Origin of the sequence: Burkholderia sp. COPS (assembly GCF_019425585.1) — a bacterium.
Classification (GTDB): Bacteria; Pseudomonadota; Gammaproteobacteria; order Burkholderiales; family Burkholderiaceae; genus Burkholderia; species Burkholderia cepacia.
Genome location: NZ_WIXR01000006.1, coordinates 1 through 23,672 on the forward strand (window position 1 = coordinate 1; position 23,672 = coordinate 23,672).

A 23,672-nucleotide genomic window follows, 5' to 3' on the forward strand; every position below is an offset into this window, starting at 1 on the left:
GATCCGAGGATCAGCTCGCTTTCATCAAGCGCCCACACTTATCGGCTGTTAATTTTTAAAGAGCAATCTGCGAGGAACTTCGTGTTTCTCAGCAGCGCTGCGTTTTCAGCAGCAGAGAAGCGAGATTATGAACCGTGTTTCGCAGCTCGTCAACAACTTTTTACACTACATCGTTGCGACTGCGGGGTTCAACTTCCAGGCCAGCTGCGCGCCCAAGACTGCAGCACACCACCAGCTTTGCTTCCCCTTCCGCGCTGCGTTTCCGTTAGCGCGAAAGAGGCGTGATTCTAAGCACCCGCCCCCATCCACGCAAGCCCTTTGTGAAAATATTTTGAGAAAGTCCCCGTGCGCTGGCGCGCACGGGGACCGGGGCTCAGTGGGCCGGGTTCGACAACCGATACCAGCCAGGCACCGGCCACTTACCTCGGGCGCCTCAATCAGCGGTGCTTGAACACCGGCTTCCGCTTTTCAACGAATGCCGCCATCCCCTCCTTCTGGTCTTCGGTCGCGAACAGCGAATGGAACAGCCGGCGCTCGAAGTGAACGCCCTCGGCCAGCGTCGTCTCGTACGCACGGTTCACCGACTCCTTGACCATCATGACCGCCGGCAGCGAAAACTCGGCGATCGTCGCCGCGGCGGCAATCGCCTCGTCGAGCAGCGTGTCGGCCGGCAGCACACGCGACACGAGCCCCGCACGCTCCGCTTCGGCTGCATCCATGAAGCGGGCCGTCAGGCACATGTCCATCGCCTTAGCCTTCGACACCGCGCGCGGCAGACGCTGCGTACCGCCCGCCCCCGGCATGACGCCCAGCTTGATTTCTGGCTGGCCGAACTTGGCCGTGTCCGCCGCGAAGATGATGTCGCACATCATGGCCAGCTCGCAGCCACCGCCCAGCGCAAAGCCCGACACCGCCGCAATGATCGGCTTGCGAATTTCGCGAACCGTCTCCCAGTTACGTGTGATGTAGTCGCCCCGGTAGGCATCCATATAGGAATAGGTCGCCATCATGCCGATGTCCGCGCCAGCCGCGAACGCCTTCTCGCTCCCGGTCACGACGATCGCGCCGATGCCATCGTCCGCATCGAATGCCTTCAGCGCGTCACCCAGTTCATCCATCAGCGCATCGTTCAGCGCATTCAGCGCCTTCGGACGGTTCAGCGTAACCAGCCCGACACGCCCCCGGGTCTCCACCAGGATGTTCTCGTAAGCCATCTATTTCTCCTCGATCAATGAAATGAGAAACGCCTCGCACATGCGAATAGTTTGATGCTACCATTCTCCGACCAACCGGTCGGTTAATTAATCGATCCAACCCCTCTCATCGTCCATCAGGCTGCCGCCATGACCCATGCACTGTTCACGAAGCACGAAGACACGCTGAAGCACGCACTCGCCGCCATCGAGAGCCGCGGGTACTGGAGCCCGTTCGCCGAAATGCCGAGCCCCAAAGTGTACGGGGAAAGCGCGAACGCAGATGGCGAGGCCGCGTTCAAGTCCTACCTCGACAAGACGTTCGCGCTCGACCAGCCGGCGTCCGGAGAAACGGTCGGCGCGGAACGGTCGCCGTACGGCATCGCATTGGGCATCCGGTATCCGAAGTCGACGCCCGACGAACTGATCGCCGCCGCTGCCGCCGCGCAGCGTTCATGGCGTGAAGCCGGCCCGAGCGCCTGGATCGGCGTAAGCCTCGAAATCCTCGCGCGCCTGAATCGTGCGAGCTTCGAGATCGCCTACAGCGTGATGCACACCACGGGGCAGGCATTCATGATGGCGTTCCAGGCCGGCGGCCCGCACGCGCAGGATCGCGCGCTCGAAGCCGTTGCCTATGCGTGGGACGAACTGCGCCGCATTCCGGCCGATGCGCACTGGGAAAAACCGCAAGGCAAGAACCCGCCGCTCGCGATGCACAAGCGCTACACGATCGTCCCGCGCGGCACCGGCCTGGTACTCGGCTGCTGCACGTTCCCGACCTGGAACGGTTACCCGGGATTGTTCGCCGATCTGGCCACCGGCAACACCGTGATCGTCAAACCGCATCCGGGCGCGATCCTGCCTCTCGCGATCACGGTCCGGATCGCTCGCGACGTGCTGCGCGAAGCCGGCTTCGATCCGAACGTCGTCACGCTCCTCGCGACCGAACCCAACGACGGCGCACTCGTTCAGGATCTCGCGCTGCGCCCCGAGATCAAGCTGATCGACTTCACCGGCAGCACGCAAAACGGCACGTGGCTCGAGCGCCATGCCCACCAGGCACAGGTCTACACGGAGAAGGCAGGCGTCAACCAGATCGTGATCGACTCGACCGACGACCTGAAGGCCACCGCCAAGAACATCGCGTTCTCGCTGGCGCTGTACTCCGGCCAGATGTGCACGGCACCGCAGAACATCTACGTGCCGCGCGACGGCATCCGGACGGCGGACGGCCATGCGAGCTTCGACGAAGTCGCACAGGCAATCGCCGTTGCAGTACAAAAACTCACCGGCGATCCGGCCCGTTCGGTCGAACTGATCGGCGCGATCCAGAACGAAGGCGTGACCGCACGCATCGACAACGCCCGCCAGCTCGGCCGCGTGCTCGCCGACAGCCTGACCCTCCAGCACCCCGCGTTCCCCGATGCCCGCGTGCGCACACCGCTCGTGCTGCAACTCGACGTGGCCGATCGCGAAAAATTCACGCAGGAGTGGTTCGGCCCGATCTCGTTCGTGATCGCAACCGACTCGACCGCGCAGTCGCTCGATCTCGCCGGTGAAATCGCGGCAGAACATGGCGCGCTGACGCTCTCCGTCTACAGTACCGACGAAGCCATCGTCGACGCCGCACACGACGCGGCGGTGCGCGGCGGCGTCGCGCTGTCGATCAACCTGACCGGCGGCGTGTTCGTGAACCAGTCGGCAGCGTTCTCGGATTTCCACGGCACGGGCGCGAACCCGGCAGCCAACGCGGCGCTGGCGGACCCGGCATTCGTCGCCAACCGGTTCCGCGTCGTGCAAAGCCGTGTCCATGTTGCGCCGAAAGCGGCACCCGCGGAAGCCGGTCAACCTGCATAACCCGAATGGTCGACGTGCAAACGCCGCCACGTTCTCTACCATGAACGAATCCGCCACCCGGCGGGTTCGTTGCTCATCGATACGCCCATGACAGACGCCTATATCTGCGACGCGATTCGCACCCCCATCGGCCGCTACGGCGGCGCCCTGAAAGATGTCCGCGCCGACGACCTCGGTGCGGTACCGCTCAAGGCGCTCGTGGAGCGCAACCGCGACGTCGACTGGACGGCGATCGACGACGTGATCTACGGCTGCGCGAACCAGGCCGGTGAGGACAACCGCAACGTCGCCCGCATGTCCGCGCTGCTCGCGGGGCTGCCGACCGACGTGCCCGGCACGACGCTGAACCGCCTGTGCGGCTCCGGGATGGACGCGGTCGGCACTGCTGCGCGCGCGATCAAGGCCGGGGAGGCGCGCCTGATGATCGCGGGCGGCGTCGAGAGCATGACGCGCGCGCCGTTCGTGATGGGCAAGGCCGCGAGCGCATTCGCGCGCCAGGCCGACATCCACGACACGACGATCGGCTGGCGCTTCGTCAATCCGTTGATGAAACAGCTGTATGGCGTCGATTCGATGCCGGAGACGGCCGAGAACGTCGCGGTCGACTACAACATCAGCCGTGCCGACCAGGACCTGTTCGCGCTGCGCAGCCAGCAGAAAGCGGCGCGTGCGCAGCAGGACGGCACGCTCGCCGAGGAAATCGTCGCGGTCACGATTCAGCAGAAGAAAGGCGATCCGGTGGTCGTCTCGCGCGACGAGCATCCGCGCGAAACGTCGCTCGAAACGCTCGCGAAGCTGAAAGGCGTCGTGCGCCCGGACGGTTCGGTAACGGCCGGCAACGCATCGGGCGTCAACGACGGTGCGTGCGCGCTGCTGCTCGCCAATGCACAGGCAGCGGACCAGTACGGCCTGCGCCGCCGCGCACGGGTCGTCGGAATGGCGACGGCCGGCGTCGCGCCGCGCGTGATGGGCATCGGTCCCGCACCGGCCACGCAGAAACTGCTGCGCCAGCTCGGCATGACCATCGACCAGTTCGACGTGATCAAGCTGAACGAGGCGTTTGCGTCGCAAGGTCTGGCGGTGCTGCGCATGCTCGGCGTCGCCGACGACGATCCGCGCGTGAACCCGAACGGCGGCGCAATCGCACTGGGCCATCCGCTCGGCGCATCGGGCGCCCGGCTCGTGACCACGGCCCTTCACCAACTCGAGCGTACGGGCGGCCGCTTTGCGCTCTGTACGATGTGCATCGGCGTCGGCCAGGGTATCGCGATCGCGATCGAACGCGTGTAACCCACGCACCGCGCGCCTATAACGAAGTCATGAAGGAGACACTGCATGTCCTATCAGGCGATTCAGCTGGATATCGATCGCGCCTCGAACGTGGCCACGATTACCCTCAACCGCCCCGACAAGCTGAACAGCTTTACGCGGGCGATGCATCGCGAACTGCAGTCGGCACTCGATGATGTCGAAGCGGCCGGTGCGCGCGCGCTGATCCTGACTGGCGCGGGGCGCGGCTTCTGCGCGGGCCAGGACCTGGCCGATCTCGACTTCACGCCGGGCGCGTCCACCGACCTCGGCGCGCTGATCGACGAGCACTTCAATCCGCTGATCCGCCGCCTGCAGCGTCTGCCGATTCCGGTCATCGCCGCCGTCAACGGCACCGCGGCCGGCGCCGGCGCGAACCTCGCGCTCGCGTGCGATCTCGTGTTCGCCGCCCGATCGAGCAGTTTCATCCAGGCCTTCGTCAAGATCGGGCTCGTACCCGATTCGGGCGGCACATGGTTCCTGCCGCAACGCGTCGGTATGGCACGCGCGCTGGGGCTCGCGCTGACCGGCGACAAGCTCGGCGCCGAACAGGCCGAGCAATGGGGCTTGATCTGGCGCGCGGTCGACGACGACACCCTCGCTGCGTCAGTCCGCCAGCTCGCCACCCAGCTTGCGCAACAGCCGACGCTCGCGATCGCATCGATCAAGCAATCGATGCGCGACAGCGTCACGAACACGCTCGACCAGCAACTCGACCAGGAACGCGACCTGCAGCGCAAGCTCGGTCAGTCGTACGACTATGCGGAAGGCGTGAAGGCGTTCATCGAGAAGCGCGCACCGCGCTTCGAGGGGCGTTGACATGACGGACGCCACTGCCACACTCGACCCCGACTCGCTCGCCCGTGCCGCCGCGCGAGCCATGTACGACGCCGACGCATGCAGCCGCGCGTTCGGGATGGAAATCGCCGAAGTACGCGCCGGCTACGCGCGCCTGCAAATGCGCGTGCGGCCCGAATTCCTGAACGGGCATCAGACCTGCCATGGCGGGATCATCTTCACGCTGGCCGATTCGACGTTCGCGTTCGCATGCAACTCGTACAACGTGAACGCAGTCGCGGCCGGCTGCTCGATCGAATTCCTGCGCCCCGTGCACGGCGACGACGTGCTGACGGCCGAGGCGATCGAGCAGGCACGCGCCGGCCGCCAAGGGATCTACGACATCCGCGTCACGAACCAGACCGGAGAAACCGTCGCGATGTTTCGCGGCAAATCCGCCCAGATCAAGGGTACGGTCATCCCGGAAGACCGCTGACGTCGACGGCTCGCACATAACAAACACTGGAGACATGCATGACTACCCCGCTACCGCTCGAGCCGATCGAGACCGCCTCACGCGACGAGCTGACCGCGCTGCAGCTCGAACGCCTCAAGTGGTCGCTCCGGCATGCCTATGACCACTCTCCCGTCTATCGTCGCAAGTTCGACGACGCGGGCGTCCATCCGGACGACCTGAAGACGCTCGCCGACCTGTCGCGCTTCCCGTTCACGACGAAGAGCGACCTGCGCGACAGTTACCCGTTCGGGATGTTCGCGGTGCCGCAGGACCAGATCTCGCGCATTCATGCGTCGTCGGGCACGACCGGCAAGCCGACGGTCGTCGGCTATACGGCCGGCGACATCGACACATGGGCGAATCTCGTCGCGCGCTCGATCCGCGCCGCCGGTGCGCGCCGCGGCGACAAGGTGCACGTGAGCTACGGCTACGGCCTGTTCACAGGCGGGCTCGGTGCGCACTACGGCGCCGAACGCGCAGGGCTGACCGTGATCCCGTTCGGCGGCGGCCAGACCGAAAAGCAGGTGCAGCTGATCCAGGATTTCCGGCCCGACATCATCATGGTGACGCCGAGCTACATGCTGTCGATCGCCGACGAAATCGAGCGCCAGGGTCTCGATCCCGTGCAGAGTTCGCTGCGCATCGGCATCTTCGGCGCGGAACCGTGGACCAACGACATGCGCGTCGCGATCGAGCAGCGGATGGGCATCGACGCGGTCGATATCTACGGACTTTCCGAAGTGATGGGCCCCGGCGTCGCGTCCGAATGCGTCGAGACCAAGGACGGCCCGACCATCTGGGAAGACCACTTTTATCCGGAAATCATCGACCCTGAAACGGGCGAAGTGCTTCCGGATGGCGAACTCGGCGAGCTCGTGTTCACGTCGCTGACGAAGGAGGCACTGCCGATCGTCCGCTACCGCACCCGCGACCTCACGCGGCTGCTGCCTGGCACTGCCCGCACGATGCGCCGGATGGAGAAGATCACGGGGCGTTCGGACGACATGATGATCGTGCGCGGTGTCAACGTGTTCCCGACGCAAATCGAGGAGCAGTTGCTCAAGCAGCGCGCACTCGCACCGCACTATCAGATCGTACTGACAAAGGAAGGCCCGCTCGACGTGCTGACGCTCAATGTCGAGCCCTGTCCGGAGACTGCGCCCGATACGGCGGCGATTCATGCGGCCAAACAGGCGCTCGCACACGACATCAAGTCGCTGATCGGCGTGACGGCCGTAATCAACGTGCTGCCCGTGAACGGGATCGAGCGTTCGGTCGGCAAGGCGCGACGCGTCGTCGACAAGCGCAAGGGCTGACGGCAATCGCCGCGCGTGCACGACGTGCGGTGAATCCGCGGCTGCAAATGAAACAGCCCGATCGGCCAACGCCGATCGGGCTGTTTCATTCCGGGCCGCCTCTGAGGCACCCGTCGAGGCAAAAGGCGCGTCACGAAAACTCACGCCGCACGTGGCGCCCTCGCAATCAGCGCGACACGCCCCACACACTCCATCGCGCCCACGAGTGCACCCTCCGATGCATCGGCAGCGGCGGCCCGGACAACCCGGGCCGCCTCAAGTCACGAGTTCGGGAACAGCAGCCACATCCGGCCTACCTGCTTCATCCGGCCGGCCTGATCGCCTGCGTCGTCGCCGAGCCCCCAGAAATAGTCGGCCCGCACGCCGCCCTTGATCGCGGAGCCCGTATCCTGCGCGAACACGAGCCGGTTCATCGGCGTATTCGTCAGCGGGCGCGTGGTCTGCAGGAACACCGGCGTGCCGAGCGGGATCGACGACGGGTCGACCGCGATCGAGCGTTCCGGCGTCAGCGGCACGCCGAGCGCGCCGATCGGGCCGTCCGCGCCGCCGTGCGGCGCATCCTCCTTGGTCGGCATGTCGCGGAAGAACACGAACCGCGGGTTCGTGTCGAGCAACGCGTCGACGCGATTCGGGTTCGCCTTCGCCCACGCCTTGATGCCCTGCATCGTCGCCTGGGCGGGTGTCAGTTCGCCGCGATCGAGCAGCCACTTGCCGATCGAACGGTACGGCTGGTTGTTGGTGCCGCCGAAGCCGACCCGCATCACCGAACCGTCGTCGAGCAACACGCGCCCCGAGCCCTGCACCTGCAGGAAAAACGCCTCGATCGGGTCGTCGACCCACACGAGTTCGTTGCCATTCAGGATGCCGGCGCGTTCGAGCTGCGCGCGTGCCGGCAGCGCGGCGCCCGCGCGATAACCGGCCGGCCAGCGGTACAGCGCGTACTGATACGGGCCACGACGCACGCGCGAACCATGCAGCAGCGGCTCGTAATAGCCGGTCACCAGCCCGTCGAGCGTACCGTCGGTGTTCGCGAACTGGAACGGCGTGAAATACGTTTCGAAGAATGCCCGCGCACTGCTGACGTCAAGCTCGTCGAGCCGGTCGGCAGCCGCACACGCACGCTGCCAGGCCGGCTGGCGCGCGAGCCGCACGCAGTTCTGCCGCAATGCGGCCGTCGCGCCGATCAGCGAATCATCCTGCCAACCCGGCACCTGCTGCCATGCGACCGGCGTGAGTCGCTTCGCGGCGACCTGCCCCGGCATGATCGCCGCGCCGGTCGGCGGCTTCAGCGACGAAGTCCGCGTCGGCGTGCCGCCGCACGCCGCGAGCAGCGCCGCCGCCGCGACCGCTGCCGCCCACCCGGCCAACCGGGGCCCAAACCACATACAATGTCCGTTCTTGATGGAAACCGCCATGTCAGATTTTCTCGACCAATATCCGATGCTCATCTTTGCGCTCGAAGCCTTCGTAGCGCTTGCCCTGCTGATCTTCATCGTCGTGTGGACGTCGTCGGGCAGAAAGAAGCACGCCCGCGGCAACAACGACCGCCAGCCGCGCTGACGCGCTTCGCACGCTCAATGCAGCGTGCGCGGCATGTGGAGTGCGAACTCGTCGACCGGCGCCTCGAAACGCTCGCCGTCTTCCGCCACGCAGAAGTACGCGCCCCGCATCGTGCCGACCGGCGTCGCGATCACGGCCCAGCTCGTGTATTCGAAGTGCTCGCCCGGCTGCAGCAGCGGCTGGTGCCCGACGACGCCGAGCCCCTTCACTTCCTGCACGTGGTTCTCGCTGTCCGTGATGATCCAGTGACGCGCGATCAGCTGCGCCGCGACTTGTCCCGTGTTGCGGATCGTCAGCGTGTACGCGAATGCGTATTGACGGCGATCGGGGTCGGATTGTTCCGGCAAGTAGCTGGTTTTCACCGAAACGGTGAACTGATACTGACTCATGATGTTTCCGGTGGAAGGTGACTGTCCGTGCCGGCATGGGCAACGGGGCCGCGGGCGCGCCGCATTGGTTCGGCATTCTATGCGCAATCGGGCCTCGGCCGCACGGCCCGCCGCCGCGCACCGGGTCGCCGGACGGTAGAATGACGGTTTTGCGCCGCAACGTCCCCGCTCCCCTGCCATGACCCAATTCCGTATCGCTCCCAGCATCCTGTCGGCCGATTTCGCACGGCTCGGCGAAGAAGTCCGCAACGTCGTCGCTGCCGGCGCCGACTGGATCCACTTCGACGTGATGGACAACCATTATGTGCCGAACCTGACGATCGGCCCGCTCGTGTGCGAAGCGATCCGCCCGCACGTGCAGGTGCCGATCGACGTGCACCTGATGGTGCGCCCGGTCGACCGGATCGTGCCCGATTTTGCGAAGGCCGGCGCCAACCTGATCAGCTTCCACCCGGAAGGCTCCGATCACATCGACCGCACGCTGTCGCTGATCCGTGACCACGGCTGCAAGGCCGGTCTCGTGTTCAATCCGGCGACGCCGCTGAACTACCTCGATCACGTGATGGATCGCCTCGACTTCGTGCTGCTGATGTCGGTCAACCCGGGCTTCGGCGGCCAGTCGTTCATCCCGGAAACGCTGAACAAGCTGCGCGAAGCACGCGCACGCATCGACGCGTACACCGAGCGCACCGGCCGCGAGATCCTGCTCGAAGTCGACGGCGGCGTAAAAGCCGACAACATCGCGGAAATCGCGGCGGCCGGGGCCGACACCTTCGTCGCGGGTTCGGCGATCTTCGGCAAGCCCGACTACCGCAAGGTGATCGACGAGATGCGCGCCGCGCTCGCTACCGTCGAGCGGAGCTGACGCCGTGGCCGATTCGTCGCTCGCCGGCCAGGCGCCGGCCGGGGCCGCAACTGAAGCCGCCCCGATCCGCTTCGCCGCGCCGCGCATCGACGCGGCGCTGATCGATCTCGACGGCACGATGGTCGACACGGCCGACGATTTCACGGCCGGCCTGAACGGGATGCTCGCGCAGCTCGGCGCGCCAGCCACGTCGCGTGACGAGGTGATCGGCTACGTCGGCAAGGGCTCTGAACACCTGATCCAGAGCGTGCTGAAACCGCGCTTGCCGGCCGACGAAGCGCACGCGCGCTTCGACGATGCACTGGCGATCTACCAGACCGAATACGCGAAGATCAACGGCCGCCACACGCGCCTTTATCCGGACGTAGCCGCCGGCCTCGACGCGTTGCGTGCGGCCGGCATCCGGCTCGCGTGCGTGACGAACAAGCCGCATCGCTTCGCCGTCGAACTGCTCGAGCAATACGGGCTGGCCGATTGCTTCGGCGTCGTGCTCGGCGGCGACAGCGTCGCGCGCAAGAAGCCCGATCCGCTGCCGATGCTGACGGCCTGCAGCGCGCTCGGCGTCGCTCCGGATGCGGCAGTCGCGATCGGCGACTCGGAAAACGACGCGCTGGCAGGCCGCGCGGCCGGGATGGCGACGCTGACGGTGCCGTACGGCTATAACCACGGCAAAGCTATACAAACGATAAATTCGGATGGTATAGTCGATTCGTTGCTGGTCGCAGCTCGCGCAATTACCGCGCACAACACCGGCCGGCCAACCATCTGATTATTTCTTCCATCTGCATGTTTCTGAATAAAAAACGGAGTCTGAGCAGCATCGACCGGGGAGCCTGGCCCTGGCGTCGCTGGTCGCGCTAACCTCTTCGATGAGGTACGCTGAAGCACGTCTTCAGCGCCGTTTTTTATCTCGCTGCGCATCCGCGCGCCGACCGTCGCACCACCTCGAGTTCCACCGCGTCCGAACGCTTGCGTTCAGGATCGGCCGCAGGCTCGCGACGTTCACGCCCGGAGTGCCGGCCGGCAACAGGCACTTCTCGATCGACCGCCCTTTCGCCGACGGCAACCCGCGCAGCGTCAAGTGATCCCTGGCGCACGCGCCGCTCGTCCCGAACAGGACCGGAACATGACCGAACTCGAATTCCAATCGCTCGCGAACGAAGGCTACAACCGCATCCCGCTGATCGCGGAAGCCCTCGCCGATCTCGAAACGCCGCTGTCCCTCTACCTGAAGCTGGCCCAGCCCGAACGCGCGGGCGCCAACTCGTTCCTGCTGGAATCGGTGGTCGGCGGCGAACGCTTCGGCCGCTACTCGTTCATCGGCCTGCCGGCCCGCACGCTCGTCCGCACCCGTAACGGCGTGTCGGAAGTCGTGCGCGACGGCCAGGTCGTCGAGACGCATGACGGTGACCCGTTCCAGTTCATCGAATCGTTCCAGGCGCGCTTCAAGGTCGCGCAGCGCCCGGGCCTGCCGCGCTTCTGCGGCGGTCTCGCCGGTTATTTCGGCTACGACGCGGTGCGCTACATCGAGAAGAAGCTCGCGAACACCGCGCCGCGCGACGATCTCGGCCTGCCAGACATCCAGTTGCTGCTGACCGAGGAAGTCGCGGTCATCGACAACCTCGCCGGCAAGCTGTACCTGATCATCTACGCGGACCCGAGCCAGGCCGAAGCCTATACGAAGGCGAAACAGCGCCTGCGCGAACTGAAACAGCGCCTGCGCACGACCGTGCAGCCGCCCGTCACGTCGGCGAGCGTGCGCACCGAAACTTTCCGCGAGTTCAAGAAAGACGACTATCTGGCCGCCGTGCGCCAGGCGAAGGAATACATCGCGGCCGGCGAGCTGATGCAGATCCAGGTCGGCCAGCGGCTGACGAAGCCGTACCGCGACAATCCGCTGTCGCTGTATCGTGCGCTGCGTTCGCTGAACCCGTCGCCGTACATGTACTACTACAACTTCGGCGATTTCCACGTGGTCGGCGCGTCGCCGGAAATCCTCGTGCGCCAGGAGAAGCGCGGCGAAGACCAGATCGTCACGATCCGTCCGCTCGCCGGCACGCGCCCGCGCGGCAACACGCCCGAGCGCGATGCAGAACTCGCGACCGAACTGCTCAACGATCCGAAGGAAATCGCCGAGCACGTGATGCTGATCGACCTCGCGCGCAACGATGTCGGCCGCATCGCGGAGATCGGCTCGGTGCAGGTGACCGACAAGATGGTGATCGAGAAGTACTCGCACGTGCAGCACATCGTCAGCTCGGTCGAAGGCAAGCTGAAGCCCGGCATGACGAACTACGACGTGCTGCGCGCGACGTTCCCGGCCGGCACGCTGTCCGGCGCGCCGAAGGTGCGCGCGATGGAACTGATCGACGAGCTCGAGCCGGTCAAGCGCGGGCTGTATGGCGGTGCGGTCGGCTACCTGTCGTTCTCGGGCGAGATGGATCTCGCGATCGCGATCCGCACGGGCCTGATCCACAACGGCAACCTGTATGTGCAAGCGGCGGCCGGCGTCGTCGCGGATTCGGTGCCCGAATCCGAATGGCAAGAGACCGAGAACAAGGCGCGCGCAGTGCTGCGTGCGGCCGAACAGGTCCAGGACGGCCTCGATAGCGACTTCTGACCGGAGACTGACCATGCTGCTCATGATCGACAACTACGACTCGTTTACCTACAACCTGGTCCAGTACTTCGGCGAACTCGGCGAGGACGTACGCACCTACCGCAACGACGAAATCACGCTCGACGACATCGCGCGCCTGAATCCCGACGCGATCTGCCTGTCGCCCGGCCCGAGCAACCCGCAACACGCGGGCATCACGCTCGACGTGCTGCGTGAATTTTCGGGCAAGAAGCCGATCCTCGGCGTCTGCCTCGGCCATCAGGCGATCGGCGAAGCGTTCGGCGGCCGCGTCGTGCGCGCGAAGACCATCATGCACGGCAAGGTGAGCAAGATCGAAACCGACTGCCGCGGCGTGTTCGCCGACCTGCCGAAGCATTTCGACGTCACGCGCTACCACTCGCTCGCGATCGAGCGCGAATCGCTGCCCGACTGCCTCGAGGTGTCCGCGTGGACCGACGACGGCGAGATCATGGGCGTGCGCCACAAGACGCTGCCGGTCGAAGGCGTACAGTTCCACCCGGAATCGATCCTGTCCGAGCATGGCCATGCACTGCTCGAGAATTTCCTGAAACAGGCACGCGCCGCAGCCGCGCAAGCCGCCTGACGGGAGCCTCACGATGACGATTACCCCGCAGGAAGCGCTGCAGCGCACGATCGAACACCGCGAGATCTTCCACGACGAGATGCTGCACCTGATGCGGCTCATCATGCGCGGCGACATGTCGCCCGTGATGGCGGCCGCGATCATCACCGGGCTGCGCGTGAAGAAGGAGACGATCGGCGAGATCGCCGCCGCCGCGACCGTGATGCGCGAATTCGCGAATCACGTCGAGGTGCAGGACAACTCGAACTTCGTCGACATCGTCGGCACCGGCGGCGACGGCTCGCACACGTTCAACATCTCGACCGCGTCGATGTTCGTCACGGCCGCGGCCGGCGCGAAGGTCGCGAAGCACGGCAACCGCGGCGTGTCGAGCAAGTCCGGCAGCGCCGACGTGCTCGAGGCGCTCGGCGTGAATATCGACCTGCAGTCGGAGCAGGTCGCCGCGTCGATCGCCGAGACGGGCATGGGCTTCATGTTCGCGCCGAACCATCACCCGGCGATGAAGAACATCGCGGCCGTGCGCCGCGAGCTCGGCGTGCGCACGATCTTCAACATCCTCGGCCCGCTGACCAATCCGGCCGGCGCGCCGAACCAGCTGATGGGCGTGTTCCACCCCGACCTCGTCGGCATCCAGGTGCGCGTGATGCAGCGTCTCGGCGCGCAGCACGTGCTCGTCGTGTACGGCAAGGACGGGATGGACGAGGTTTCGCTCGGCGCCGCGACGCTCGTCGGCGAACTGCGCGACGGCAAGGTGCACGAATACGAGATCCATCCGGAAGATTTCGGCCTGCAGATGGTGTCGAACCGCACGCTGAAGGTGGAAAATGCCGACGAATCGCGCACGATGCTGCTCGGCGCGCTGGACAACCAGCCGGGCGTCGCGCGCGAGATCGTCACGCTGAACGCGGGCACCGCACTCTATGCGGCGAACGTCGCCGAATCGATCGCGGACGGCATCCAGCTCGCCCGCGAAGCGATCGCGAGCGGCAAGGCTCGCGCTAAAGTCGACGAACTCGTGCGCTTCACGCAGCAGTTCAAGCGCTGACTCCCATTACGAATCAAGCAGGAACCCACATGAGCGACATTCTCGACCGAATCATCGCCGTCAAGCGCGAAGAAGTCGCGGCGGCCATGCGCAGCGCGCCGCTCGAGGCACTGAAACTGGAAGCCTCCGCGCGCGACCTGCGCGACTTCGTCGGCGCACTGCGCGCGAAGCACGCAGCCGGCCACGCGGCCGTGATTTCCGAAATCAAGAAGGCCAGCCCGTCGAAGGGCGTGCTGCGCGAGCATTTCGTGCCGGCCGACATCGCCCGTTCGTATGCGGAGCACGGCGCCGCGTGCCTGTCGGTGCTGACCGACGAGCAGTTCTTCCAGGGCAGCGTCCGCTATCTCGAGGAAGCACGCGCGGCCTGCACGCTGCCGGTGCTGCGCAAGGACTTCATCGTCGACGCGTACCAGATCGTGGAAGCGCGCGCGATGGGCGCGGACGCGATCCTGCTGATCGCCGCCGCGCTCGACACGCCGCTGATGCAGGATCTCGAAGCGTATGCGCACTCGCTCGGCCTCGCGGTGCTGGTCGAAGTGCACGACCGCAACGAGATGGAACAGGCGCTGACGCTCAAGACGCCGCTGCTCGGCATCAACAACCGCAACCTGCGCACGTTCGAGACGTCGATCCAGACCACGCTCGACATGCTCGACATGATTCCGGCGGACCGCATCGTCGTGACCGAGTCGGGGATCCTGTCGCGCACCGATGTCGACACGATGCGCGCGGCGAACGTGAACACGTTCCTCGTCGGAGAAGCGTTCATGCGTGCCGACCAGCCGGGCGAGGAACTCGCACGGATGTTCTTCTGATGGCGATCGAAAAGGAAATCAAGCTCGCGCTGCCGGCCGGCCAGGCCGAGGCCGCGCGACGCTTCTTCGAGACGCTGACCGGCGAACCCGGCCACGACATCACGCTCGCGAACGTCTACTACGACACGCCCGATCTCGCGCTGGCCCGCTCGAAGAGCGCGGTGCGCGTGCGCCGCGCGCCGCAGGGCTGGCTGCAGACGTTCAAGACGGTCGGCAGCGCGGAAGGCGGCCTGCACCGCCGCCACGAATGGGAACTGCCGGTAGCCGGCGACGCGCTCGAGATCGATGCGCTCGTCGCGGCCTGCGACGTGCCGGAGGCCGCCGCCGCGCTGAATGACGCGGCCGGCGCGCTGCGTGCGCTGTTCCGCACGGATTTTTCGCGTACGCTGTGGCGCATCGCAATCGGCGGCGCAACCGTCGAAGCCGCGGTGGACATCGGCGAGATCGTCGTCCAGGCGGAACACGAAACGCGCCGCGAACCGATCAGCGAAATCGAACTCGAACTGATCGACGGCCCGGAAGCGGCGCTCGCAACGCTCGCCGCCGAACTGCAGCAGGCGCTGCCGGGCCTCGCTCCCGAAAACATCAGCAAGGCGCAGCGCGGCTACCGGCTGCGCGCGCAATAACACGCATCACGCATGGCAACCCGCAAGACTTCCCGCGCGCCGCAACAGGCGTCGCTGTTCGACGATCCCGTGCCGGAAACGGCACCGGCCGATCTTCCGTCCCCGCCTTCCGAGCCGCCCGCGGCCGGGCGCAAGCCCGCCAAGAAAACCGCCGCATCGGCTGCGGCACCGGCGGCCCCGCAGCCTGCCGCCGCCAACGTTCCGCACCTCGCCGCGCAATTCGACGCGCTGCCTGCCGTCTGGCGCGACGTGCTGAAGCCCTTTACCGACAGCGACGCGTATGCGCCGCTGTGCCGCTTCGTCGACGACGAGCGTGCGGCCGGCAAGACGGTCTACCCGACCGACGTGTTCCGCGCGCTGCGCCTGACGAGCCCGGACGACGTGAAAGTCGTGATCCTCGGCCAGGATCCGTATCACGGCGACGATCGCGGCACGCCGCAGGCGCACGGGCTCGCGTTCTCGGTGCCGCCCGCCGTGCGCACGCCGCCGTCGCTGCGCAACATCTTCAAGGAAATCGCCGCGAACTTCGGTCATGACACGCCGCGCCACGGCTGCCTCGACACCTGGGCGCGCCAGGGCGTGCTGCTGCTCAACACGGTGCTGACGGTCGAGCGCGGCGCGGCCGCGAGCCATGCGAAGCGCGGCTGGGAGCAGTGCACGGACACGCTGATCCGCGAACTCGCCGGCCGCCATCGCGGGCTCGTGTTCATGCTGTGGGGCGCACACGCGCAGGCGAAGCGCGCACTGTTCGACGCAAGCGCGCATTGCGTGCTCGAGGCGCCGCATCCGTCGCCGCTGTCCGCGCACCGCGGTTTCCTCGGTTGCCGCCATTTCGCGCTCGCGAACGATTATCTGGTCGATGCCGGCCGCGAGCCAATCGACTGGCGCCTGCCGGAAGTCGCCGAAACGCTTGCGTAACGCGCTGCCGGTTCCTTCGAGCCGGCAAGCATGCAAAAACGCCGCGTCCCTTTCGGGAACGCGGCGTTTTTTTATCGGGCGATGCAGCGGGTGCGTCGCACCCGCTTCGGCCTTCCTTACGCGGCGGCGATCGCTTCGCGTGCGCTGGCGAGCGCGGCGCTCTGCGCTTCCGGCCCGAGGTTCAGGCCTTCAGCGTGAATGAAGTTCACGTCGGTCAGGCCGATGAAGCCGAGGAACGAGCGCAGGTACGGCGTCTGGCTGTCGTTCGGCGTACCCAGGTACTTGCCGCCGCGGGCCGTCACCACGTGAACCTTCTTGCCCTTGATCAGGCCTTCCGGACCGTTCTCGGTGTAGCGGAACGTGACGCCTGCACGGGCGATCCAGTCGAAATACGCCTTCAGTTGCGACGACACGCCGAAGTTGTACATGGGTGCGCCGATCACGATGATGTCGGCCGCTTGCAGTTCGGCGATCAGTGCATCGCTCTTCGCGACGATCGCATTCTGTTCCGCGGTGCGCTTGTCGGCCGGCGTGAAGAACGCGCCGAGCACCGATTCGTCGAGGTGCGGCAGCGCATCGGCCAGCAGGTCGCGAACCACGACCTTCGCGCCGGGGTTCGATTGTTGCAGCTTTGCCGTCAGTTCGTTGGCCAGCAGCGTGGATTGCGCACCTTGCGAACGCGCCGCGGAATTGATTTGCAGAATGGTCGTCATGTCAGGCTCCAGTAGGGTTGCGCTTCGGTAGCGCGAGTGACGCCATTGTGCGTGGCCGCATGACCGCGAAAAAGCGGGTTCAGGGCGACGGATTGTTGCAACAACAGAACAATCCTCGATCGCGCCCCGATACCCGCCTTCGTAGGCTCAGCCCTTCAGCCAGGCTTCCCGGGCCTTCGATACCGCCGCCGGCTTCGCGGCCGCCGTCAGCCGGTAGCGCGTGACTTCGGGGCCGTCGAGCTTCAGTTTCGCGGTGCGCAGCTCGTCGCGACGGAATGCGTGAACCTCGACCTTGTCGCCCGGCCGGTAGCGCGCGAGCAGCGCGTCGAGGTTGGTGCCCGTGACGCGCAGCCCGTCGACCGCGATCAGCGTGTCGCCGGCCGACAGCCCCGCGCGATGCGCGGCGCCGCCTTCGTAGACCGCCGCGAACGTGCAGTCCGCGCCGCCGCGCAGGCGTGCGCCGATCGTCGGTTTCGCGGCCGCGCCGTTCGCGACATCCGGCGTGAGCGTCACGCCGAACGGTGCGAGCAGCTCGGCGAGCGGCAGGTCGCGCGTGCCGTGCACGGCATCGGTGAACAGGCGGCCGAGCGCGACGCCCGTCGCTTCCTCGATCAGCGTCTCGACTTCGTTCTCCTCGACACCCGCCTGCTTGCCGCGGTAGAAATCGCGGCCGTAGCGCTGCCACAGCAGGCGCATCACGTCGTCGAGCGACTTCCGGTTGCGCGTCTGCGCGCGGATCGCGAGATCGAACGCGAGCGCGACCAGCGAACCCTTCGTGTAATAGCTGACGATCGCGTTGGTCGCGTTCTCGTCCTGGCGGTAGTACTTGATCCAAGCGTCGAACGAGCTTTCCGCGACGCTTTGCTTGAGCCGGCCCGTGCCGCGCAGCACGCCGCCGACCGTGCGGCCGAGCGCCGCGAAATATTCGTCCTGCGACATCAGCCCGCTGCGCACCAGCATCAGGTCGTCGTAATACGACGTGAAGCCTTCGAACAGCCACAGCAGCGACGTGTAATTCTCGCGCGTCAGGTCGTACGGCACGAACGCCGCCGGCTTGATGCGCTTCACGTTCCAGGTATGGAAGTACTCGTGACTGCAGAGACCGAGGTACGTGCGATAGCCTTCCGTCGTTTCGGGCCGCCCCTTCACCGGCAGGTCGGTGCGGTTGCAGATCAGCGCGGTCGACGCGCGATGCTCGAGGCCGCCGTAACCGTCGCTGACCGCAAGCGTCATGAACACGTAGCGGTCCATCGGCGCCTTCTTCGATTTCGGCTCGAACAACGCGATCTGTGCTTCGCACACGCGCTTCAGGTCGGCGCGCAGGCGCTCCATGTCGAGCTGCGTCACACGCCCCGCGATCACGATGTCGTGCGGCACGCCGTGCGCGTCGAACGTCGCCAGCGCGAATTCGCCGATCGTCACCGGATGATCGGAAAGCTCGTCGTAGTTCGACGCGCGGTACGCGCCGAACCCGTAGCGCTTCGTGCCGCGCGCCTCGGGCAACGCGGTGCCGACGCGCCACGCGCGGAACGCCGCGCCGGCCGGCTTCCCGATGTCGACTTCACACGGCGCGTCCTCGCGGCCGGCAACGCTCAGGAAAACGGCCGTCGCGTTGAAGAAGCCGCCCGATTCGTCGAGATACGCGGAGCGCACCGACAGGTCCCACGCGTACACGTCGTAACGCAGCGTCAGCGTGCCGTTCACGGGTGCGGCCTGCCACGTGTGCTTGTCGGTCTTTGCGATCCGCACCTTGCGGCCCGCGTCGTTGAATGCGCCGAGCGTCACGATGTTGCGCGCGAACTCGCGCACGAGGTAGCTGCCCGGAATCCACACCGGCAGCGAAAAGCGCTGGCCTTCGGGGTCGGGATCGGCGACCGTCACCGACACTTCGAACAGGTGCGCGGCAAGATCTTTCGGGACAATCGAATAGCGGATCGGCTGGGTCATCGTGGCAATCGGACGGTCGGATACGGCGGCGGAAACGAAGAGAGGCGCCGGCAGGTCACGCGGGCGCCCCTCGCTGGCCGGGCCATGCGGCCCGGCGGATGGTCGGTTACTTGCTCGACGCGAGCGCCTGGTTGAGCTGGTCGGCCGATACGGCGCCCGGCAGGCGGCGGCCGTCCGGCAGGAAGATCGTCGGTGTACCCGTGACGTTCATCCCGCGGCCGAGCGCGAGGTTCTTGTCGAGTGCGGCGGTATCGCAGGTACCGGCGCCAGTCGGTGCGCGATGGTCGAGCATCCAGCTCTCCCACGTTTTCGCGCGGTCGGTCGCACACCAGATCGCCTTCGACTTCGCGGTCGAATCCGGCGACAGCACCGGGTACAGGAACGTGTAGACCGTTACGTTGTCGACCGACTGCAGCGTCGTCTCGAGCTTCTTGCAGTACGGGCAGTTCGGATCGGAGAACACCGCGATCTTGCGGGCGCCGTTGCCCTTGACGACCTTGATCGCATTCGAGAACGGCAGGCTCGCGAAGTCGATCTTGTTGATTTCGGACAGGCGGGCGTCGGTCAGGTTCTTGTGCGTCTTGGTGTCGACGAGATCGCCGAGCAGCACGTAGTCGCCCGCCGCATCGCTATAGATGATCTGCGAGCCGAGGTTCACTTCGTACAGGCCCGCGACCGGCGATTTCGACACGCTCTTGATCGGCGCATCGTTGCCGAGGCGGGCCTGCAGCGTGGCTTTCAGCTTGTCGGTGGTCTGGTCGGCCTGCGCGGTGCAGCCAAGCGTCGCCATCGTGACGGCCAGCGCCAGCGACGCGATGCGGATCGTTTTTTTCATCGAAATCTTCCTTCAGCTCAATCGGTGTTCACGGCACAGTGTACGCCGTAACGGAACCGTGTCCGACCGACGAAGCGGCCGAAGGTTCGATCAGCCGAGCGCGGCCGACACGAGCCAGCGCTTCACGAGCGGCTGCGCACCGACGAAGGCCATGCCCGCATTGCGCACGGCCTTCGCGAGCGAGCCCGGCACCGCGAACAGCCGCTGCAGGCCGTCGGTTGCGACCATCAGCGCGCGGATGTCCTCGCGGCGCGAACGCTCGTAGCGGCGCAGCAGCACCGTATCGCCGAGGTTGCGGAAGCTTTCCTTGCCGGCGATCGCATCGGCAAGCGCCGCCACATCGCGCAGGCCGAGGTTCATCCCCTGTCCCGCGAGCGGGTGGATCAGGTGCGCGGCATCGCCGACCAGCGCGACGCGCGGCGCGATCAGCTTGTCGACCGTCTGCAGCGCCAGCGGGAAGCCGGCGGCCGGCGTCACGCAGTCGAGCGTGCCGACCTGGCCATGAGACACGCGCTCGACCTCGGCCGCGAGCTGCGCCGGATCGAGTGCGAGCAATTCATCCGCATGCGCGGTGTGCGCGGACCAGACGAGCGACACATGGCCGTCCGGCAGCGGCAGCAGCGCGACGATCTCGCCTTCGTGGAACCACTGGTAGGCCGTCTCGCGATGCGGCAGCGACGCCTTGAAGTTCGCAACGACTCCGGTTTGCCGGTAGTCGCGCCGTTCGACTTTGGCCCCCATTTGCGAGCGCACCCACGAATGCGCGCCGTCCGCGCCGACGACGAGATCCGCTTCCAGCACCTGCCCCGACGACAGCGTGAGCACGGCTGCGTCGTCGTGTACGTCGAAGCCCTGCGCGCGCGCCTCGAACCACGTGAGGTTCGGCTGAAACCGCAGCGCGGCGTCGAGCGACGCCTCGACCAGCGACGATTCGGCGATCCACGCGAGCTGCGGCACGGATGCCTGGTACGCGGAGAAATGCAGTTCCGCGTGCGCATCGCCGTACACGCGCATGTCGTAGACCGGTGCGAGGCGGCCATGGTCGAGCGCCTGCCAGACCCGCAGCCGCTCGAGCAACGCCTGCGAACTGGAAGACAACGCGTAGACGCGCGTGTCGAATACGAGATCGGCGGGGCGCGGCGCGGCCGGCTGGGCGAGCAAGGCAGTCTTGTAGCCGGACTGGGTCAGCGCGAGCGCGGCAGTCTTGCCGACGAGCCCGCCGCCGACCACGGCGACGTCGAAGGAGTGGTGGGCAGTCATGGCGGGCATTATAGCCGCGGGGCCAAACCCTTACGCGGCCGGACTTTGCGGGAAATCAGCAGAATCGCAGGCGGCCGATGCAGCGTGGCGGCCCGCCGCATCGGCCGTGCGGCGCCGGCTCGCAATCCGGGGGCGCCGGCACGGTACAATAGCGTCTTTGACCGTCGGCCCGCCGCGCCCCAAGCGCCGGCCGCCCTTTTTTCCCGCGCCGCCGTGCCCTGTCCGGCCGCGCCGCCTTACCCGTCCGAAGGATTCCATGAGTCTCAAATGCGGCATCGTCGGCTTGCCCAACGTCGGCAAGTCCACCCTGTTCAATGCGCTGACCAAGGCCGGCATCGCCGCCGAGAACTACCCGTTCTGCACGATCGAGCCGAACGTCGGCATCGTCGAAGTGCCCGATACGCGCCTGAAGGCACTCTCCGAGATCGTCAAGCCGGAGCGTGTCGTGCCGGCCGTCGTCGAGTTCGTCGACATCGCGGGCCTCGTCGCAGGCGCGAGCAAGGGTGAAGGCCTCGGCAACCAGTTCCTCGCCAACATTCGCGAAACCGATGCAATCACGCACGTCGTGCGCTGCTTCGAGGACGAGAACGTCATTCACGTCGCCGGCAAGGTCAGCCCGATCGACGACATCGAAGTGATCAATACCGAACTCGCGCTCGCCGACCTCGGCACCGTCGAGAAGGCGCTCACGCGCTATTCGAAGGCCGCGAAGTCGGGCAACGACAAGGAAGCGGCGAAGCTCGTCGCCGTGCTCGAGAAGGTGCGCGCGCAGCTCGACCAGGGCAAGGCCGTGCGCGGCCTCGCGCTGTCGGACGACGAAGAGGCGCTGCTCAAGCCGTTCTGCCTGATCACCGCGAAGCCGGCCATGTACGTGGCCAACGTGAAGGACGACGGTTTCGAGAGCAACCCGCACCTGGATGCCGTGCGCAAGTACGCGGAAAGCGAGAATGCGCCGGTGGTCGCCGTGTGCGCGGCGATCGAGGCGGAAATCGCCGATCTCGACGATGCCGACAAGGAAGCATTCCTCGCCGACATGGGCATGGAAGAGCCGGGCCTCGACCGCGTGATCCGCGCGGGCTTCAAGCTGCTCGGCCTGCAGACCTACTTCACCGCGGGCGTGAAGGAAGTGCGCGCGTGGACGATCCATATCGGCGATACGGCGCCGCAGGCGGCCGGCGTGATCCACACCGACTTCGAGCGCGGCTTCATCCGCGCGCAGACGATCGCGTTCGACGACTTCATCACGTACAAGGGTGAACAGGGCGCGAAGGAAGCCGGCAAGATGCGCGCGGAAGGGAAGGAATATGTCGTGCACGATGGCGACGTGATGAACTTCCTGTTCAACGTCTGAGCGTTACATCAAGATCTCAATGAAAAGCCCGCTGCAGCGGGCTTTTCATTTTCCGGGCGAGCGGCCCGTTGTGTCATTGCATCGTGCGACTCGAGATACGCTCAAGACGACTGCGCGGATGGTATCTCGACCAGACGAACTGACTGAAATAGCTCTCCGCCACTTCCGTCCACGTTCTGAGCCCGTCGTCTTCCTGCATAACTTGCTTGGCATTGACCAGCAACCACGACATCACGGCCTGGCTGTCTCGACACTTCGCACATTCTCCTGATGTGCAGCAGCGCGCTAGCGTATGCATGTCTGCACGATACGCGTTGAATTTGGGCAACGCGGGCCACCCCGACGTGAAACGCGTGGCGTTCTGCGGATGAGCCTCGCTGACGCTCGGGCAACTAGTATGGTCGAATGTCCCCCATGCGGTCTCCCCGCGCATGAGAGCAGCCAGATAATAGGGATGGCTCGCCACTGTTTCCGGATATTTCGCCTTCAATTCGAGCAACACATCCAGGAGCTGCTCCTCACCACGTCGGCGAAGCGGGCCGGCAACGTCGTATGGACTGTAGTAGTTGAACAGCAGTCGATTTCCGTTATCTTGAATCTTGCGCACCGTATCTTCGATATAGGCAATTCCGTCGATCGACACCGCATAGACGAAACCCGCCCGCTCGTCATTGCGATAGTTGAGTAGCGCCTTGTCAAACAAGCCCGCGAAACGCTTCCCATTCGGACCGATCGCGCGCAGTTCGTCATCGAGCGGCCCGCCACCGAATACAGAGATCGCGATGGTGATATCTTCGAAGCCCTCGATTGGAATGCGCCGAAGGCCGTTTGTCGAGACGGACACCTTCGGCATGTGTTTCCGGAATATTCTTATCCGGTCGAGATGCAACGCAGGCTCGTCGCCGATCAGCAATGGTGCGTTGCCCCCGCGCCCGGCCTCGTCCTTCACGCGCGCCTCAAGACGCGACGTATCGTTTACCTCATCCGATGCGACGCCGAATTCGTTTTCGAAGAACCAGCACCCCTTGCATCGCAAGTTGCATTGATTCGTGAGATGGTAAAGCGATGCGCGCGTTTCCCTCGCTTCGTTTCTGACTGCTTTGAAGCGCGCCTTCATATCTTTTGAATCGTCCATCTTGGTCTCCTGATACGAGGA

General features: G+C 65.8%; 23 protein-coding genes. 15 read left to right on the forward strand and 8 right to left on the reverse strand.

What is annotated here, in order from left to right:
- The coding region (locus tag FOZ70_RS04115) for a hypothetical protein (protein ID WP_219704998.1) at positions 1-285 on the forward strand (285 nt) is incomplete at its 5' end.
- Positions 286-437: 152 nt separating this feature from the next.
- Here FOZ70_RS04115 and FOZ70_RS04120 read toward each other — a convergent pair.
- Positions 438-1,214, reverse strand: coding sequence for an enoyl-CoA hydratase (locus tag FOZ70_RS04120; RefSeq protein ID WP_021156980.1), 777 nt, complete (start codon positions 1,212-1,214; stop codon positions 438-440).
- Positions 1,215-1,343: 129 nt separating this feature from the next.
- Here FOZ70_RS04120 and paaN point away from each other — a divergent pair, with 129 nt between their 5' ends.
- From paaN to paaK, 5 genes are all read left to right on the forward strand, one after another.
- The gene (gene paaN, locus FOZ70_RS04125; protein WP_059818150.1) at positions 1,344-3,050 is read left to right on the forward strand and encodes a phenylacetic acid degradation protein PaaN; all 1,707 of its coding nucleotides are present in this window, start codon (positions 1,344-1,346) and stop codon (positions 3,048-3,050) included.
- A gap of 87 nt (positions 3,051-3,137) precedes the next feature.
- The gene (gene pcaF / locus FOZ70_RS04130; protein ID WP_219704999.1) at positions 3,138-4,340 is read left to right on the forward strand and encodes a 3-oxoadipyl-CoA thiolase; all 1,203 of its coding nucleotides are present in this window, start codon (positions 3,138-3,140) and stop codon (positions 4,338-4,340) included.
- A gap of 45 nt (positions 4,341-4,385) precedes the next feature.
- The gene (paaG, locus tag FOZ70_RS04135) at positions 4,386-5,177 is read left to right on the forward strand and encodes a 2-(1,2-epoxy-1,2-dihydrophenyl)acetyl-CoA isomerase PaaG (protein ID WP_021156977.1); all 792 of its coding nucleotides are present in this window, start codon (positions 4,386-4,388) and stop codon (positions 5,175-5,177) included.
- 1 nt (position 5,178) lies between these two features.
- Entirely contained in the window at positions 5,179-5,631 is a 453-nt protein-coding gene (paaI, locus tag FOZ70_RS04140) for a hydroxyphenylacetyl-CoA thioesterase PaaI (protein ID WP_042973051.1), read from the forward strand.
- 38 nt (positions 5,632-5,669) lie between these two features.
- Entirely contained in the window at positions 5,670-6,968 is a 1,299-nt protein-coding gene (gene paaK, locus FOZ70_RS04145) for a phenylacetate--CoA ligase PaaK (protein ID WP_059498650.1), read from the forward strand.
- A 260-nt stretch (positions 6,969-7,228) separates the two neighbouring features.
- Here the strand turns inward: paaK and FOZ70_RS04150 are convergent, their stop codons facing one another.
- Both FOZ70_RS04150 and apaG read right to left on the reverse strand, forming a co-directional pair.
- Positions 7,229-8,461: an MltA domain-containing protein gene (locus tag FOZ70_RS04150; RefSeq protein ID WP_048026376.1), complete on the reverse strand. Its 1,233-nt coding sequence runs from the start codon at positions 8,459-8,461 to the stop codon at positions 7,229-7,231.
- 81 nt (positions 8,462-8,542) lie between these two features.
- Positions 8,543-8,917 carry a Co2+/Mg2+ efflux protein ApaG gene (gene apaG / locus FOZ70_RS04155; RefSeq protein ID WP_011350820.1) on the reverse strand — a complete coding sequence of 125 codons (375 nt, stop codon included), beginning with the start codon at positions 8,915-8,917 and terminating at the stop codon, positions 8,543-8,545.
- Between the two features lie 178 nt (positions 8,918-9,095).
- On the opposite strand from apaG, the gene rpe reads away from it, so the two are divergent.
- The 8 genes from rpe to FOZ70_RS04195 all read left to right on the forward strand — a co-directional run bounded on the left by rpe (position 9,096) and on the right by FOZ70_RS04195 (position 16,410).
- Positions 9,096-9,782 carry a ribulose-phosphate 3-epimerase gene (rpe, locus tag FOZ70_RS04160; RefSeq protein WP_006482066.1) on the forward strand — a complete coding sequence of 229 codons (687 nt, stop codon included), beginning with the start codon at positions 9,096-9,098 and terminating at the stop codon, positions 9,780-9,782.
- 4 nt (positions 9,783-9,786) lie between these two features.
- Complete coding sequence (locus tag FOZ70_RS04165) at positions 9,787-10,551, forward strand: phosphoglycolate phosphatase (protein WP_219705000.1); 765 nt, start codon at positions 9,787-9,789, stop codon at positions 10,549-10,551.
- A 357-nt stretch (positions 10,552-10,908) separates the two neighbouring features.
- Positions 10,909-12,402: an anthranilate synthase component I gene (gene trpE, locus FOZ70_RS04170; RefSeq protein WP_042973047.1), complete on the forward strand. Its 1,494-nt coding sequence runs from the start codon at positions 10,909-10,911 to the stop codon at positions 12,400-12,402.
- 13 nt (positions 12,403-12,415) lie between these two features.
- On the forward strand, positions 12,416-13,006 hold the full coding sequence (locus FOZ70_RS04175; protein ID WP_175927325.1) for an aminodeoxychorismate/anthranilate synthase component II: 591 nt from the start codon (positions 12,416-12,418) through the stop codon (positions 13,004-13,006).
- A 13-nt stretch (positions 13,007-13,019) separates the two neighbouring features.
- A complete protein-coding gene (gene trpD / locus FOZ70_RS04180; protein WP_027788472.1) occupies positions 13,020-14,051 on the forward strand; it encodes an anthranilate phosphoribosyltransferase in 1,032 nt (343 codons plus the stop codon).
- 29 nt (positions 14,052-14,080) lie between these two features.
- Complete coding sequence (trpC, locus tag FOZ70_RS04185) at positions 14,081-14,866, forward strand: indole-3-glycerol phosphate synthase TrpC (protein ID WP_027788473.1); 786 nt, start codon at positions 14,081-14,083, stop codon at positions 14,864-14,866.
- Positions 14,866-15,492: a CYTH domain-containing protein gene (locus FOZ70_RS04190; RefSeq protein ID WP_048026371.1), complete on the forward strand. Its 627-nt coding sequence runs from the start codon at positions 14,866-14,868 to the stop codon at positions 15,490-15,492. The genes trpC and FOZ70_RS04190 overlap by 1 nt, the downstream gene beginning before the upstream one ends.
- Before the next feature lie 12 nt (positions 15,493-15,504).
- Positions 15,505-16,410, forward strand: a complete 906-nt coding sequence (locus FOZ70_RS04195; RefSeq protein WP_021156969.1) for a uracil-DNA glycosylase — start codon at positions 15,505-15,507, stop codon at positions 16,408-16,410.
- Between the two features lie 116 nt (positions 16,411-16,526).
- On the opposite strand, the gene FOZ70_RS04200 is transcribed toward FOZ70_RS04195, so the two are convergent.
- From FOZ70_RS04200 to FOZ70_RS04215, 4 genes are all read right to left on the reverse strand, one after another.
- On the reverse strand, positions 16,527-17,123 hold the full coding sequence (locus FOZ70_RS04200; RefSeq protein ID WP_219705001.1) for an NAD(P)H-dependent oxidoreductase: 597 nt from the start codon (positions 17,121-17,123) through the stop codon (positions 16,527-16,529).
- A 147-nt stretch (positions 17,124-17,270) separates the two neighbouring features.
- A complete protein-coding gene (locus tag FOZ70_RS04205) occupies positions 17,271-19,070 on the reverse strand; it encodes a PDZ domain-containing protein (RefSeq protein WP_219705002.1) in 1,800 nt (599 codons plus the stop codon).
- A 106-nt stretch (positions 19,071-19,176) separates the two neighbouring features.
- Positions 19,177-19,905, reverse strand: a complete 729-nt coding sequence (locus tag FOZ70_RS04210; protein WP_059554492.1) for a DsbC family protein — start codon at positions 19,903-19,905, stop codon at positions 19,177-19,179.
- 90 nt (positions 19,906-19,995) lie between these two features.
- Entirely contained in the window at positions 19,996-21,174 is a 1,179-nt protein-coding gene (locus tag FOZ70_RS04215; RefSeq protein ID WP_027788478.1) for a UbiH/UbiF family hydroxylase, read from the reverse strand.
- 247 nt (positions 21,175-21,421) lie between these two features.
- Between FOZ70_RS04215 and ychF the strand changes: the two genes are divergently transcribed.
- Positions 21,422-22,516 carry a redox-regulated ATPase YchF gene (gene ychF, locus FOZ70_RS04220; RefSeq protein WP_059486477.1) on the forward strand — a complete coding sequence of 365 codons (1,095 nt, stop codon included), beginning with the start codon at positions 21,422-21,424 and terminating at the stop codon, positions 22,514-22,516.
- Positions 22,517-22,589: 73 nt separating this feature from the next.
- On the opposite strand, the gene FOZ70_RS04225 is transcribed toward ychF, so the two are convergent.
- Positions 22,590-23,651: a radical SAM protein gene (locus FOZ70_RS04225; RefSeq protein ID WP_219705003.1), complete on the reverse strand. Its 1,062-nt coding sequence runs from the start codon at positions 23,649-23,651 to the stop codon at positions 22,590-22,592.
- Positions 23,652-23,672 lie beyond the last annotated feature (21 nt).

Excerpts from the sequence above, each read along its gene's own strand:
- trpE (WP_042973047.1), top strand. The coding sequence starts at position 10,909 with ATGACCGAACTCGAATTCCAATCGCTCGCGAACGAAGGCTACAACCGC.
- trpD (WP_027788472.1), top strand. The coding sequence starts at position 13,020 with ATGACGATTACCCCGCAGGAAGCGCTGCAGCGCACGATCGAACACCGC.
- FOZ70_RS04210 (WP_059554492.1), bottom strand. The coding sequence starts at position 19,905 with ATGAAAAAAACGATCCGCATCGCGTCGCTGGCGCTGGCCGTCACGATG.
- paaN (WP_059818150.1), top strand. The coding sequence starts at position 1,344 with ATGACCCATGCACTGTTCACGAAGCACGAAGACACGCTGAAGCACGCA.
- FOZ70_RS04150 (WP_048026376.1), bottom strand. The coding sequence starts at position 8,461 with ATGAAGATCAGCAGGGCAAGCGCTACGAAGGCTTCGAGCGCAAAGATG.
- FOZ70_RS04195 (WP_021156969.1), top strand. The coding sequence starts at position 15,505 with ATGGCAACCCGCAAGACTTCCCGCGCGCCGCAACAGGCGTCGCTGTTC.
- trpC (WP_027788473.1), top strand. The coding sequence starts at position 14,081 with ATGAGCGACATTCTCGACCGAATCATCGCCGTCAAGCGCGAAGAAGTC.
- FOZ70_RS04200 (WP_219705001.1), bottom strand. The coding sequence starts at position 17,123 with ATGACGACCATTCTGCAAATCAATTCCGCGGCGCGTTCGCAAGGTGCG.
- FOZ70_RS04225 (WP_219705003.1), bottom strand. The coding sequence starts at position 23,651 with ATGGACGATTCAAAAGATATGAAGGCGCGCTTCAAAGCAGTCAGAAAC.
- paaI (WP_042973051.1), top strand. The coding sequence starts at position 5,179 with ATGACGGACGCCACTGCCACACTCGACCCCGACTCGCTCGCCCGTGCC.
- rpe (WP_006482066.1), top strand. The coding sequence starts at position 9,096 with ATGACCCAATTCCGTATCGCTCCCAGCATCCTGTCGGCCGATTTCGCA.
- paaG (WP_021156977.1), top strand. The coding sequence starts at position 4,386 with ATGTCCTATCAGGCGATTCAGCTGGATATCGATCGCGCCTCGAACGTG.
- apaG (WP_011350820.1), bottom strand. The coding sequence starts at position 8,917 with ATGAGTCAGTATCAGTTCACCGTTTCGGTGAAAACCAGCTACTTGCCG.
- FOZ70_RS04175 (WP_175927325.1), top strand. The coding sequence starts at position 12,416 with ATGCTGCTCATGATCGACAACTACGACTCGTTTACCTACAACCTGGTC.
- pcaF (WP_219704999.1), top strand. The coding sequence starts at position 3,138 with ATGACAGACGCCTATATCTGCGACGCGATTCGCACCCCCATCGGCCGC.
- FOZ70_RS04215 (WP_027788478.1), bottom strand. The coding sequence starts at position 21,174 with ATGCCCGCCATGACTGCCCACCACTCCTTCGACGTCGCCGTGGTCGGC.
- FOZ70_RS04190 (WP_048026371.1), top strand. The coding sequence starts at position 14,866 with ATGGCGATCGAAAAGGAAATCAAGCTCGCGCTGCCGGCCGGCCAGGCC.
- paaK (WP_059498650.1), top strand. The coding sequence starts at position 5,670 with ATGACTACCCCGCTACCGCTCGAGCCGATCGAGACCGCCTCACGCGAC.
- FOZ70_RS04120 (WP_021156980.1), bottom strand. The coding sequence starts at position 1,214 with ATGGCTTACGAGAACATCCTGGTGGAGACCCGGGGGCGTGTCGGGCTG.
- FOZ70_RS04205 (WP_219705002.1), bottom strand. The coding sequence starts at position 19,070 with ATGACCCAGCCGATCCGCTATTCGATTGTCCCGAAAGATCTTGCCGCG.
- ychF (WP_059486477.1), top strand. The coding sequence starts at position 21,422 with ATGAGTCTCAAATGCGGCATCGTCGGCTTGCCCAACGTCGGCAAGTCC.